The 13950-nt window shown below is 54.2% G+C and carries 10 protein-coding genes and 1 pseudogene; all 11 read right to left on the bottom strand.

What is annotated here, in order from left to right; genetic code table 11:
- A partial coding sequence (locus WCC56_RS19740) for a type VI secretion system Vgr family protein (protein ID WP_424694023.1) occupies window positions 1-2103 on the bottom strand: 2103 nt, incomplete at its 3' end.
- 5 nt (window positions 2104-2108) lie between these two features.
- On the bottom strand, window positions 2109-2633 hold the full coding sequence (gene tssJ / locus WCC56_RS19735) for a type VI secretion system lipoprotein TssJ (protein ID WP_424694022.1): 525 nt from the start codon (window positions 2631-2633) through the stop codon (window positions 2109-2111).
- A gap of 23 nt (window positions 2634-2656) precedes the next feature.
- The gene (gene tssG, locus WCC56_RS19730; protein ID WP_424694021.1) at window positions 2657-3739 is read right to left on the bottom strand and encodes a type VI secretion system baseplate subunit TssG; all 1083 of its coding nucleotides are present in this window, start codon (window positions 3737-3739) and stop codon (window positions 2657-2659) included.
- Complete coding sequence (tssF, locus tag WCC56_RS19725) at window positions 3703-5472, bottom strand: type VI secretion system baseplate subunit TssF (RefSeq protein WP_424694020.1); 1770 nt, start codon at window positions 5470-5472, stop codon at window positions 3703-3705. Before tssF ends, tssG begins: the two co-directional genes overlap by 37 nt.
- A 29-nt stretch (window positions 5473-5501) precedes the next feature.
- A complete protein-coding gene (gene tssA, locus WCC56_RS19720; protein ID WP_424694019.1) occupies window positions 5502-7082 on the bottom strand; it encodes a type VI secretion system protein TssA in 1581 nt (526 codons plus the stop codon).
- A gap of 131 nt (window positions 7083-7213) precedes the next feature.
- Window positions 7214-10606: an ImcF-related family protein gene (locus WCC56_RS19715; RefSeq protein WP_424694018.1), complete on the bottom strand. Its 3393-nt coding sequence runs from the start codon at window positions 10604-10606 to the stop codon at window positions 7214-7216.
- Window positions 10599-11807, bottom strand: coding sequence for a hypothetical protein (locus tag WCC56_RS19710; RefSeq protein WP_424694017.1), 1209 nt, complete (start codon window positions 11805-11807; stop codon window positions 10599-10601). The genes WCC56_RS19715 and WCC56_RS19710 overlap by 8 nt, the downstream gene beginning before the upstream one ends.
- A 2-nt stretch (window positions 11808-11809) precedes the next feature.
- Window positions 11810-12073 (bottom strand): PAAR domain-containing protein, encoded by a 264-nt coding sequence (locus WCC56_RS19705; RefSeq protein ID WP_424694016.1) that lies wholly within the window; start codon window positions 12071-12073, stop codon window positions 11810-11812.
- A 99-nt stretch (window positions 12074-12172) separates the two neighbouring features.
- Window positions 12173-12265 (bottom strand): annotated as a pseudogene (locus tag WCC56_RS19700) (hypothetical protein); the annotation flags it as partial.
- A 344-nt stretch (window positions 12266-12609) separates the two neighbouring features.
- Window positions 12610-13143: a hypothetical protein gene (locus tag WCC56_RS19695; RefSeq protein ID WP_424694015.1), complete on the bottom strand. Its 534-nt coding sequence runs from the start codon at window positions 13141-13143 to the stop codon at window positions 12610-12612.
- 7 nt (window positions 13144-13150) lie between these two features.
- Window positions 13151-13950: pesticin C-terminus-like muramidase (locus WCC56_RS19690; RefSeq protein WP_424694014.1), on the bottom strand; the 800-nt coding region annotated here is incomplete at its 5' end.

Genomic DNA, 13950 nt, shown 5'->3' with positions numbered 1-13950 from the left:
GCCGCCAATCAGCGTGATGCGTTTCTTTCCGGCCAACAGCATGTCTTCTTCCGCGCTGATGGAGAGTTTCTTTTCTGACGTCAGGCGCACCGCCGCGTTTTGCGCCTGCACCACAACCGGTCCCTCTGAGGCAATCAGGCTCAGCCTGCCGGTGCGGGCGAACAGCCCGGCCTTTTCTCCGGCCATCAGGTTGATGCTTCCCATCGCTCCCACGCTCAGACTTTCACCCGCGTTCATGATCACATTCGCAGAAGCCGCCAGTTGCTGATGCCCGCCGCTTGTCAGCGCCATGCCCTCAGGTGCTGAGAGGTGAATAACCTCATTCAGCGGTTTTAAGCGTTCACTGAACAGTTTTCGCTGGCTGTCGACGTCGGCATGCAACGCCTGGGCCTGCTGCGCGGCGATATCCAGCTGCTCAATCTGTTGCAGGCAGCGTTCGATTTCACCCAGCGCCACAGCCATATCCAGCACCTCGCCCTCCGCTTTGCTCTGGCCATCCGCGCTGATAAACAACCCTTTCGCCACGCGGATAACCCCGTGCTCATCGGTTCTGAGCTCGAACCCGTTGCCGCGCGGCCTGTTATCCGCGCCGGTGATATACCCCTGGTTTAGCTGGGTTTTACCGTATTCAGTGGCGGTGGTGATATGTTCTTCCCCGCGCTTATCCTCCATATGCAGCTCGTTACAGGCGGGCGTACGCAGGATATTCCGGCTGCGGTTGTCGCGGGTGGTGATGTCGGGGTGTTCTGAATCGTGGAAGGCATGGGCAAGATACGGGCGGTCCGGATCACCACCGTCAAAGGCGATGGCAACCTCCGAGCCCTGCACCAGCGGGGTGTGCCAGCCGTAAGTCTCTCCGGAATACGGCTTCGCCTGGCGTACCCAAAGGTAGCTGTAACCGGCCTCCGTTTCCTCGCGGGCCATATCCAGCCGGACGCGGTATCGGCCCTGTTCGTCCAGCCAGGTATAAATATCCCCGGCGTTGCGGCTTTCCACCCTGGCGGGTAGCGTCCCGCTGATAACCGGGCGCGGCAGTAATGCCGTCCGTATGCAGAACTCTTCGCTGTACGGAATCCCCCACAGCGAGACATGAAGCCGCGAATCGCGCGAGGCGATATAGGTCGTCAGCCGGATGACCATGCATTCGGCCAGCGCTGCACTTCCTCCCTGCGTCTCCAGCAGGCACCCCGGCGACGCGTCAGGGCTGTTACTGAACAGGTGGAGGTGGGACGCGTGATTTAACTCACGCTCGTGATGTAACCGGGCATAGAACGCGCCGGTTTCACAGACGGGCTCAGCCTCTGCATCATCGCCCGACGCGCCGTAAGGCATAGCGTAACGATAGTGCTCACCGGTGGTCACGGCAGCGCGGGCATCAGCCGGTTTCCGCGCCTGACGGTAGTTATAATCCCGAACCGACACGTTGCCGGTGACGACACGGTGCCACTCCCGCAGTCCCCACACCGACTCATTTGAGCCATCATCAAGGCCAGTGGGTTCACGGTACGGCATCGTCACGGTACCGGCATATGCCAGCTGGCTGTCAGCAAAGATCAGGGTTTCCATCCCCGTGGTGCCGTTCATTTCAGAACGAAACCAGATACCCGTCTCTGACAGAATGCGGCGCAGAAAGGCCAGGTCGCTTTCGCGCCACTGGGTGACGAGTCCATGCTCGGGCCTGTCGCCCGTCAACCGGAAATCAAAATCCGGCCCTTCAAAACCGTGCTCACGCAGTATCTGCTCCGCCAGCTCCGGCACGCTCAGCTTCTGAAATACCCGGCTGCGCCGGGTACGCGAAAGCATTGCCAGTCGGGACTCAAGGCGCAGGCGGTAGTGCGACTGGTCAGCGCTGGTAGAGAGCCACTCCAGGCCGGTGACGATGCCGTGCACCTGCTTGCCGCTGCGCATAAGGAAGCTGGCGAACTTCAGCAGCACCGCCTCCGGGGCGACATCCTGCACGCAGGTGAACTCGATATCCCAGCAGAAAGGTTCGCTGAGCGCTTCGCGACCACGAAAGCGCAGTACGTCCGGTTGCAGAACGCCGTTGTGTATCACAAGCCGGTAAGGATTCTGGCCCGTAAACTGTGAAAGCCACTTCTCCATTGATATCACTCCCTGACAGGTAACAGGCTCAGCGAACCGTCGCCGAGCGCAATAACGCGGGGATAATCGGGATCAAGGTCGTTGCGGGTCAGCACCAGGCGCCAGCGGTTATTCACCAGGTCGGGCTGGTTAAACAGCGCCACAACCGCAACGTATTTTACCTCTTCGTCCATCGGTACATTGAGGCTGACATGACCGTTTGGCATAACAAGCACAGAGCGGGATACCAGCAAGTCCTCTTTCAGCACCTGCTCACCGTCCCGGAGCAACGAAGGGTAATCTGCTGCTTCCAGGGCCTGTTTTTCTTTCAGCTGATAGACCCTCACCATTGTTGCCATCGGCGTCTGACTGCCGTCAGCATTGGCTGCGGCACGGGGGACGAAGTCGAGATGCAGTACCTTAATTTTTTTATAAAAAATGGATTTAGTCATGCTGACCGTGCCATCGGTCATGGTCTGAGTCAGCCCGCAACCCGCGAGCATGCCACAGGCAGCAAGCAGAAAAATGCGCCATCCAGAGCAAACTGGCATAGATAATTCCTTTTAAAAAAACGTTAATCGAAACGGTACTGGCCGCTGGCTGCCGGTTGATGTGCTGAAAGCGTCAAGCCTTCATAGCAGCCAAGACTTACCGTCAGATGCTCCTGCTGGCTGCTCAGTTTCCCACCTTTGAGACCAAGTACACCGGTGCGGCCCAGACTGACCCGCTGATGTTTCACCAGCCGAGGTTCCGGCAGCAGCGACACCGGTATGGTCAGTTGCAGGCGGGCATCACTGCGGTAGCCCAGATAGACACGCATCAGCGCCAGCAGGTCAGTATGCAGATGATTACCTGGTAACCAACCCCGTGCCTCGGCAGGATCGCAGGTAAACAACGCAACCCTGACCCGGCTGTTCCCGTCCCTGGCGGTCTTACCGAGCGTAGCCCTCTGCGCGAGGGCCACCCTATTCCCTTTCCCGAAGCTGCTACGCGCCTCAATCTGCACACAAACCGGATCGTGCTGATAAACGGTGGCTTGCGTACCGGGTGCCAGTAGCCTGACCAGCGCCAGGATCCCTTCGGTATTTCGCGTAGGCAAGCGCATGGTGCCAAGCAGCGCAAGAAAACGCGAAACCGGCGTGGCGATATGCTGCGCAGTGCCGGGGATCCCCAGCCCCACCAGCCCCAGCATGCACTGAGAGGTTTTGTCGGTCCCTCCCGGCTCAAAAGTGGCGGGGTAAGCGTATTTACGCCAGATGCGATAGTACTGCGTGGTGATACGATGGCTGAAAATATCCAAAAACGCGGTCAGCGCTTCGTGCCCTTCCCGGCGTTGCGCAATATCATCCAGATACGCGCCAGGCAGGGGGGAATCGACGCCGTACATACCAAGAAAGGTGGTCCGGACCGTCGGAGGCAGACCCGGTGAGACTTCATCATACTCAACGGCTCTCAGCTCGCTGACCGGAAAGCCCATTCCGGGCCAGGGGCGGAAGCGAACAGGATCCGTCCCCGGATGACTGGTAGAGCCCATCAACGGCTGGCCCGGATTTTCCTGCTCCAGCAGCTGACAGTAACGGTAGAAATTTATCCGCCAGATATCATTCTTCAGATATGCGGTCAGCCCGGTATGTGCTGGCTGTGATTCTCGCTCCATTGCAGTCTTTTCCCTGTTGGCTGAAGGACCAGCGTAAGCTGGTTAAAGAGGTGAATGTCCGCATACAGCGAAAAGAAGCGGTGCAGCATTTCGCCGAACAGATTCACGTCGCCCTCTCCGGCAAAGTTTTCCGCATTCACCGTGACTTCAATATCCACACCGCGCAGCATAAATCCACGCTCGAAGCGGCGGATCAAGGTGTGCTTCACCGCCACAATGGCTTCCAGCCGTCGACGGTTCATCTCATCATCCGTCCAGTCATAGAGCGCCAGCGTGCCGCGCAGCACTTCCGGGTTATCCATCATGCTAAGGAAGTTCGAACCAAGGTGACTCATCACGCGCCAGTGAAAGCGATCCGCAACGGGCGGATAAAGTGGCATGGTCGGTGCGGTGAGATTCAGCACTGAGAGCGGAACCTTTCCGGCCTTCACCACGCGGTCGAGCAACGTACTTTCCAGAGCCTTGCGGGGCAGAACGCCATTAGTGCCGGTAATGCGCATGGAAAGCGATTCCGGTTTTTCTGCCAGTTTTTCAACGTCAAATGAACTGCCGCCGAGGATTATCCAGGTGTCATACATGCCCGAAGCCCCCCGTTTTACCCGCGTATGAAAATACCGTTCCGGAGCATCGTGTCGCAACATGCCGCCCCGGTGGCAGAAGCTGGTAAAGGGGACGTACTGATTTTTGCCGTTTTTCAGCGAGCCGTGAATATCATCCACGCTGTAAATCTCGGTGTGACCGTCCTGTAAACGCAGCGGGCGCAGCAGATACTCATTCTCCAGCGGGTTCAGAGTCAGCGGGTCAGCTTCCAGACTGAAAAGATTGATAACGGGGGCGCAGTGAAGCCGGAAATTCTCCGTTTCAAAGGGTAAGTCAGCAGACCAGGTTTCACTGAGGACAATATCCAGCTCGAACCAGGTGATTTCATCATTGAAACGGATACCTTCGAGGCCGTGCAATTCCAGGAACATAAACTTCTGACGGAAGCTGAAATATTCCAGCAGCAGCTGGTAGCCGCTGAATGCCGAGTCGCCCTTTGGCCACAGGCGGTCCACATCATCAAACCCCATCGGTTTAAACCAGCCGTCGATGCGAAGGCGTTCAGTGTGCGTCCCTGCGTGACGGACATGCATCGCATGCATCTGCCGGGTCAGGGCCAGATGCAACGCGGAGGCAACCGGGCCGTCAGCATTAAGGTAAAGAGCGACTTTATCCATACCGCACTTCGCCCAGTCAACGCCTGACGGGCAGATAAAGCGCAGACGGATGGCCGATCGTCCATCGGTTTCCGTGTGCAGGCGGGCATCTTCCAGGTGCAGCGGCTGCAACGTCAAATCGCGTGTTGTCCGGTACTGGCAGGGCGTCTTCTGGGGGCCAACAGGGCGGGAGATAACGGAAAAACCGTCTGGCAGAATTTCCGCCTGCCGTAGCTGCTGCCACTCAGGGGTGAAGGCCACCACGGAAAGCGACGGTATGGTGCGCATATAGTGTGGCCAGAGCAGGCTGACCAGCCCTTCGGTCAGTTCCGGCAGGTCATCATCAAGCTTTTCACGCATCCGTCCCATCAGGAAAGCAAAGCCTTCGAAAAGACGCTCAACATAGGGATCGCGTGCGCCCGGCTTGTCCAGATTAAGCATGGCCGCGCGGTCAGGGTGTGCGCGGGCGAATTCCTTGCCCGCCTCGCGCAGGTAGCGCATCTCCGCTTCATAGTAGCGCAGGGTTAAATCATCCATGCACAAATTCCTGTGTCAGATTTAAACGATCAGTTGCAGAGGACCAGCGCACGGGAAGGATCCAGCTGGATCATTCCCGCGATAAGTCTGTCCATCTCCGGAGCGAGTCGGATTTTATCCGACTCGCTCCGGGACGATTTCATACGCAATAACTTCAGACGGCGTGAATACACCTCAAACATCAGGGCGGGTTCCCAGTCCAGCAGGCTCAGCCGTGGTGCGGTTTCACTGAGCTCTGCCAGCAGATGCAGCGCCATTTCGTGACGCGCATACTGCTCGGCAACCCTCGCCATCAGCAGACGCAACAGCCAGCGACTGCGGCCCGATGACATACCGGGGCGGGACTGTAACCACAATAACGCCGCTTCCGGCCCTTCGCTGTCACCTATGGTCATGGCTTCAGACTCCAGCGACAGCACATCACCGTCATCAGCACCCGCCACGGCGACAGGCTCTGGCGTGATGAAAGCCCGATCGCACACCACTTTCTCACCGATCCAGCTCAGCGTGACTTCATCGGCAAAGGGAGTGCCATCATTCCAGGCCAACGTTTCCAGACCATGCAGACGCCCCAGGAACAACGCCAAATCGGAAACAACCGAGTCGGCATACCCCTCCCAGGGCGATCCCGCGCGGGAAAGCCCCTGCCACAGATACCATTGCGCATCCAGGCAAAAATGGTTGACCCCTTCAGAGAACATCTGCGAGGCCGTTTCCACCAGCTCAACCCAGCTTTGTTGCAGATACAGACGTTTAAGCTGCGACCGGTACTCTGCCTTAGGCGGCTGGAGGCGGGTCCGGTTGCCGACATCCATCGGTGGGATCGCTTCGACGGTATCCCATCTGATGGTTTTCATCAGCCTGTGGGACGCCAGCCACCCTGCAGGCTGATCGCTGAGCCAGGTGGAAAGCAGCTTTGCCTGATCCAGCAGGTCACGGCCTGATTTAACGGGGGACAGATGCAGGGTCGCCGGAACGGGATTAACTTTATACATTTCGCTACTGCTGCTGTTCTGAGGAATCAGCGCACTGGTTCCGCCTGAACGTTCCAGCCGTTGTAGCAGCGCGGTGCTCAGACCAATAAGAGAAGGTTGTTCTCTCTCATCCGGCATGGCAAGCTGGTTGTTTAGTCGGTCAAGCAGCGCGGTGGTCAGTGCGGAATCCTCCGGCACCGCTTCAGGCCAGCGGGCCAGAGCATCGGTAAACTTTTCACTGTTGAGCCATTCTACTGCCGCATTACGTGCCCTGGGTCTTTGGGGGTGCAGGGACATCCCGTAACGCTCCGTCATGGCACAAAGCAGAGCCAGCCCTTCCCCCAGCCCCTTCTCACCCTCTCCAATCAGTTTTGCCAGGGTGTACCAGGTTATTACCCGGATATCTTTAGCGCTGGTAGTCAGCAGGTGTTCTGCCAGCCGGCACAGCCTGCCGGTGTCCATACCTGACAACTTGTTTATTTCTTCCCGCATCGCCAGGAAGTCATCGTGATAAGACGGATCCTCACCCGTCGGATCCTCTGGGGATACAGGGATTAGCCAGTTATCCCATAGCGCAATGGCACCAATGATTTTATCGCCTGCACCGGCCTGTAAATGTGTTTCAGAACTGGTCATGCCTCTCCCTGCAAATCAGACTCATTTAATGAACCGCACCACGGCGTCCAGATGTTCATTATTATTACGGTGCCGGGTGTCCGGCTTTGAAAAAAAAATGACAAACGCAACAACGGAGTAAAGGTTCCGTTTCATTGTGAATACTCATCCCCCTGAGAGAGGGAGCCAGCCTCAACATCAAAAATATTTTGCGGCAAAGTGAAGCCCCGCAGTTTGAGCAGTACCAGCGGACCGTCACCCAGCTCACTGCGCATAATCAATTTCAGCGACTTTCCGTCCGTGGTCGGCCAGACCAGCTGAGTCCTGCTACTGTCGAGAACCGTCGTCTTCGCTTTTTCCAGTAAGCGGATCCAGCCCCAGTTCCCCTGAATATTGTCATACAGCTGCATCCCGCTACTGGTCGTACTTTGCCAGTTGAGGTTAGCCCCCGGGTAGTGGGTTTCCCCCGGCCATCTGAAACTCTGCCAGCCATTCATCTGGTTGAAGTAGTCCATTTTTTCTCCTTCAACGGTCAGCTGCATTCGGGCAACATCCTGCGACGGACGCGCCATCAGTTCAAACCGGAGCCCGGCGTCGCCCTGGGCGAAAACAATGTCGGTGATAGCTCCGAGCTCATTGATAGCCTGAAGAAATGCAGAGCTCACGCGCAGACCCTGGCTGGAGGAGGGGTCCACCACCCAGCGGCTGCCTTCCTGATGCAAGATGCCGCCCAGATTGCTGTTAAGAAATGCCGTGATTCGCCCCGTGTCTCCGCGCATAAACTGCGCAAGCAGCGGCAATGACGCATCGCTGCCCGTGGATTTAAACGGATAGCGCCCGGAGAATGCCGCGCTCCACTGGCTGACAATGGTGTCCTGCCAGCGTTCGTTCAAACTACCGGCAGCAGGAGCCAGAACCTGACGCCATGCCAGATCCAGTGGCTGTACAAACAGCGCCTGCCCGAACCCGCTCCACTCCTGCCCAAGGCTTGCTGCCACCAGGCTGCTGTAATTACGGGTTTCCGTAATATCGATAGATTTCCCCTGGAAAACGGTCTGTGCCAGCATCTGTGCCATTGCCTGTGGATCCGGGGCACTGGTGACCTGCTGAAGTTTCAGGCGTACCTGTGTGACGCGGGCAAGCCAGGACTGAAAACTGAGATTACCGTTGCTGCCGGTACCGTCTTTACCTTCCATCAGGCTTGTCAGCGGCCCGAAAACGGCATCCAGTGGTCCCTGCGGACCCTGTGCCTGTGTAATCATCTGTCGGGGTTTCTTCTCCCGAATGATCAGCTGCTTCGCAGAGTCCACAAGCGTATCGGCCAGCGCTTCCGATTTCTGGCCGGTTTTACCCTGCCAGGCGAGCGTGTTCATCAGCGCCACCAGTGGAGACTGGCGCACGTCAGCCAGCTGGTTCAACTGCCCAATTGCTTCTGAAAGCGAAGTCGACTCAACCCACTGAATACTGTTGATCATGTTCAGCCAGACGTTACCGAAATCAGTAAAATAGCGCTCGGTCAGACGCATTTTCAGCGCCTCTGGCGATACCTCACTGCCCGGCTGATGTGACTTGTCTGTCAGTACCCAGTCGATTTCATTGCGCCTTGCACTCACCACATCTTCTATCGCCTGTCTGACCTGTTCTTCCCAGGCCTGGCGGGTAAACATACCCGGCACGGTTTCATCTGAGTGGAACAGCGGCGCGGCATCTGTATCACCGGTCATGTCTGCCAGCGTCAGATCCGGCCAGTTACTGGCAACCTGTTTGAGCATTTCCTGATAAAGCCCGGACTCCGCATTTCGCTGGCCGATCTGTTTGAGCAGGATCTGGCGCACGGTACTGACCAGCTGAGGATCCGGTGTGATCTTCCATTCTGGATGCCGGGGTACATTTTGCGCCCAGAAGCCGGTCAGCTTTGGCGAAAGCGACTGCCAGCTTCCCGGCGTCACGCCCAGCCGCTGAGGCCACAGGATCAGGATATGTTGTGCCAGCCACTTTGCATCGGCCTTATCCGGTCGGGAAAGCATCAGATAACCTTTCAGCCAGTCATAGGCCTGACGGGTTTTATCCTGCCTGGCACTGCTTGCCGGTGGAAGGCGGACAAACTCCTGCAGTCTGGCGCTGAGCTGTTGCGCGGCCATATCGCGCATCAGCTGATTATTCACCACCGCGTAGAGCGGCCAGAGCGATGCCAGCGTGCTCGCATCCTGGTTAAGCCCAAAGCGGGTATACCACGGTGCCCCCATTGCCTGACGGTGCTGCAACCGTGCAATCGTCTGCTGAAGCATCAGCTGATTCTGCAGCCTTTCAGAGAGCGGCACACCTCTGTCCGCCGCCATGCGGGCAGTTTCATGCGCCTGATAAATCTGTGTGCGGTTCACCGCCAAAGAAAGCAACGTGCCCGCACACCAAAGTGCCAGTACTGCCACCAGGGAAAATCGTCCGATGCGCAGCCAGTCGGTAGTGATTTTGCGGGGCCGGACGGCCATGCAGCATTCTGCCAGCGTATCCCAGAGCGGTTCGCCATGAAGAACATGGGCCCCTCTCTCTTTCTCTTTACGTTGTGGACTAAAGAAAACTCCGGACACCCTGCAGGCTGCAGGCTCTTCGGTCAGGGAATGAAAAATGCGGGTCAGCCTGCTGGCAGTGGCATCCTCAAGCTGTGATGCCATATTCAGATGCCAGTTATTTCGGCTATCGGACACGACTCTGGCAGTACCAGCATGACGAAGACCCGGAAGCAACGCCTGAATTAACGCGTTGAGATCGTTACTACTCGCCTGCGCACCGGTAATCAGTGCGACTGGCGTGAGGTCGATTTCCTGCGCCCACTCTGTTTTCTGCAGCACCCGGAGCCAGACAGGTAACTGCCAGCCCATCAGACAGTCCGTTTTCTGACGTGAACGGGCGATTGCATCACACTCTGCCTCGCCTGGCAGCGTCTTAGCGTTTAGCACCATTAACACACCGTCAGCAGGACAGCGCGGGCGAAGCAGCTTGAGTTCGGCAAGCAAAGACGCGTCCGGTTCAGCCTTTGCCTCACCGGCGTACACCAGAAGAAAGCTCTCACCTTCAAGCCAGATATTACGAGACAAGCCCGGTAATAAAGCATCCGTGTCGGCAACGCTTCCGTTTACCAGCAAGACAGTTACCCGGCGATGCCAGCGATGACCATAGCGAAATGTCAGGTGCTCGCCGAGTTGCTGTGCGCTGAAACGCTGTTGTTCAGAACTTTCAGGCGTATCAACCGAATCAGCAGATCCTGGCGACTGCGCTGCCTGTTGTTTATTCCTGGCCCAGTTAAGTTGAACACCCGATTTTCCCGAGCGACGCATCAGAGCTTCCAGCACCCATCCGGCCAGCAGCATTATTACGGTCAGAATGGCCGCGAAGGTCAGGATACGGATGCCGGTCAGCGGCGGGATCCCCGTCGCTGCCTGAATGCTTTCCGGCCAGGCCCACAGCAGAAATGCGCTGATAACAATCAATAAAATAATGATGCCAACGGCTGGGCCAATCAGCATTCTGGATTTTGCGTCAGACATTCCCTGTAAATCCTTTCTGTTCTTCGTCTTGTTTAACTACCATGACCCAGGCTCCATCCTTTTCATTTGGCGACTGGGTTGCTACAGCAAGCGAACCGCCTAGAGAAGCAGCCGACTGCGCAAGCGTGATACAGAGCCAGGGGGCAGCAATTCCTGCGTAACCCGTAACGTGGTCGGGGATAACCAGCCCATCAGTCAGGCTGAAGGTCACTTCGTTGGTTTCGCAGGCAATATTCCAGGCCGATCCCTGGGTCAGTCCTTTACCGGTGATCCATCCCCCGCTAAGCGCATCAGCAGGGGTATCTGCCCAAAGCAGTGCTCTGCTGAGGGTTTTATCCAGCGCAGATGAATTGCCTTTCTCCGGGCGGTGTATTCTGACCGCCCCAGGATTTTTCAAAGAAGGCCGATTCGCCAGCACAACCGAAGTAATGGCATCCGCTCCCCCTTCCTGTTTGTTGACCGGAAGATGAACAGCAATCACCACTAGGACCGAAGGTGTTCTGACAGCCCTGTCCATCCAGCTATCCAGCCCTGCCAGTCCCTCATGGCTGATGCGGCTGAACATCCTGCCGGTTTGCTCACTCAGCTTGTCAGTGAGTGCCGACACAGTTTCTTCCGGCTTATCTGTGTCGCAGTCGATCAGTAGCCAGCAGGAGAGGTCTTCTCTCAATGGTCTGAGCGTCTGTGCAATCCGCGCCGTCAGTGTGTCGATAAAATAGTGTTGTGAGGCATCCGGAGAACGGCCGTTTTGCGGTAATGCGGCATAGTACACCGGACTCAATTTCCCAGGCCGCATCACCAGGCCAAGGACGGGAATTGCCCTGCTGATGATGGCTGATATCGTTGCACCCTCCTGACCGGCCAGGATTTCAATAGTGCTGTCCAGAATCCAGGCCGGTTGCTGGCCACGCCGCGTTTCTGAAAGGATGAGCTTTTGCCGCTCCAGGTCCCAGGAACCAGCACCCACCTGGTCCGCTTTGTATGCAAAACGGCGTAACGAGAAGATAAGCCCCCAGACACACAATGGCAGGCCTGTAAGGGTGAACCAGAAGATAATGCCTTCGCGCGGCCCCTCCCAGAACCAGGCTCCTGCCACCATGACGGTGACGAGCAAAACGAACAGGAAAATCAACCAACGCCGGGTATCGGGGCGAGCAACCTTGGGTGATTGTTCAGGAATGGCATCCAGCCAGACAGGCATAATTACCCTACCTTAGCCCTGGTAAATGAGCTGATAAGGGTACAGCCGCAGCCACACTTATGGCCGTGAAAAGCCACCGGAATACCGTGATCAAGATATTCAGAATTGCCCTCAGTTATTATTGTCGTCCCGTGGCCGGGTAACGGACAGGAAACTTTGTCGCCTTTACGGGCAACGCCAATTCCACCAACAATCATGGTTTCAGATCCAGTTTGAACGGTTCCTCCGTGGGAGGTTTTATCACCTTTACGGATAAATTGAAGCATTGCACACTCCTCGATTTATTTAATGAATGAATTTGAGATATTTTATTTTAGAAAATTAATTCGATTGTTTTTTTCAAAAATACATTGCAGTTATATACCCTAAAACCCAGCACCTTTCTGATAATCATATATTTCATAAGCACAGCCTGCATCCCGGGAATTTATCCATGCTTGTTGTGATTCTTTAAAAAAATCTTTAGATTCCCCATAGAACTCACCACCTTATTTTTGCACTCACTAATTTGTGATTTAAATAAAAAATAGCTCTTGGTCTGATTTATCGTATTTTATTTTTAGATCTCGGTGAGTTAATTAATCATCCCGAGACATTGTATTGGTCGAGGAATTTAGAGATCTGAATTATATAATTACGCCAGCCGCCATGTAATTTATTACAAGAATTTCATTCACCTCAAGACTCAAATTAATTAAAACATCAAAAACAATCGCTAGATGGTATAAAAAATCATTACTATCGAATTAATAAAAGTACTTACTTGTATTCATTACTCAACTAAAGTGGTTCAGATCGAAAATCAAGAACCATATTTTTTAAGAAGGAATCCTTTAATCTTTGCAGCATTGTCTAATCCATAATTCGCGATTTTTCCATTTTCTTTAACCTGATAACCAGACAAGTCAGGATCTTTCTCGCCATCTAAGTTAATCGCATATCCTTTCCCTTTACTTTCTTTATACGTCTTCACTTCATAGTAGTATGGGTATTCAACACCATCACTCTCATAACTCACATGCCATCGAAGAAGTACAACAACATTTCTTACTCCATTAACAGGCGTAAAAAAAACTGACATTAACTCTACCGGCGCATCAGAGTAATAAAAAGTATCGATTTTTAAATTATACTTTTCATTTCTTTCTGAATAACTTAAAAAGAAGTCCACATTGCGTTTATCAGATGTATTTTGGAAGCAAATAAACCCATTAGTAAAAGCACTGTCCTTAAATGGGCCTTGAATAATACTGTTGGGATTATCACCACAGGCGTAGATTGTAGTTGATAATAATAATAATGAAAAAAGAAATAACCTCACAATATAAAATCTCAATTTAACCTCATTCAGATAGTTCATTTTCAATTAATTTAGCCTCCCCCTCTCTGCGGAGACCTAACCCTCGCTGATTAGGCCATAGACGCTTCATACCTCTCAGTCGTCCAGGGATGCTTCTGGCATCCCCTTGGAAAAAATCGTCGCGAATCTCCCTCATTTCACGACGTCGATCTATCCGATCTCCGGGTTTAGGAAGAGCCAGTGATGGTCCACGATTATAAACTAATGAGAGTATAGCCCCTGCGCTGTCAGGAGGAAGATTGATTGCCTGAGGGTAAGTTTCAACTACGATCTGACAATATCGTCCCTTCAATATCATTGCCATATGCAATGCTTTGTTTTTTTCAATTGTAATATCGGACAATTCATGAACCAGGGCTCGTGCTTGATCGCCTTTTTTACCAATAGTAGAAAGTAATCTTTCGACCTGAGAATCAGAATAATAATTATGTAACAGTGCTCTTGCTGATGAAGTGGTTTGCTGCCCTAAATCATATCCATATCCCAAAGTGACACCACTTGACTGATCTCCCGCAGGGACATATGGCTTTGGCATATAAGCCTCCCAGGATAATATAAATTCCGCTGATTTCTTTGAAATTCTATAAATCCCTAAAGTAGTCTGAAATTCAATCACATCTGTAAATCTATCAGTAATCGCACCCAAGAATTTCACAGGATGCATATGCCACACCGGCTTGTCCCCCTTAAACACATCAACCTGACTCATCCACTCCTGCCCGGATTGCCACGTTGTGCAGTAGGGAACGGACAGCTTATCCAGGACTTTATAAAAGCCTTTCC

It is taken from the genome of Erwinia sp. (assembly GCF_049696395.1).
In the GTDB taxonomy this organism is placed as follows: Bacteria; Pseudomonadota; Gammaproteobacteria; order Enterobacterales; family Enterobacteriaceae; genus Erwinia.
This window is presented reverse-complemented; position numbering and strand designations above follow the sequence as displayed.

What these genes read in the sequence shown, in the direction of transcription:
- tssJ (WP_424694022.1), bottom strand. Translation starts at nt 2,633, where the DNA reads ATGCCAGTTTGCTCTGGATGGCGCATTTTTCTGCTTGCTGCCTGTGGC.
- tssG (WP_424694021.1), bottom strand. Translation starts at nt 3,739, where the DNA reads ATGGAGCGAGAATCACAGCCAGCACATACCGGGCTGACCGCATATCTG.
- tssF (WP_424694020.1), bottom strand. Translation starts at nt 5,472, where the DNA reads ATGGATGATTTAACCCTGCGCTACTATGAAGCGGAGATGCGCTACCTG.
- tssA (WP_424694019.1), bottom strand. Translation starts at nt 7,082, where the DNA reads ATGACCAGTTCTGAAACACATTTACAGGCCGGTGCAGGCGATAAAATC.
- WCC56_RS19715 (WP_424694018.1), bottom strand. Translation starts at nt 10,606, where the DNA reads ATGTCTGACGCAAAATCCAGAATGCTGATTGGCCCAGCCGTTGGCATC.
- WCC56_RS19710 (WP_424694017.1), bottom strand. Translation starts at nt 11,807, where the DNA reads ATGCCTGTCTGGCTGGATGCCATTCCTGAACAATCACCCAAGGTTGCT.
- WCC56_RS19705 (WP_424694016.1), bottom strand. Translation starts at nt 12,073, where the DNA reads ATGCTTCAATTTATCCGTAAAGGTGATAAAACCTCCCACGGAGGAACC.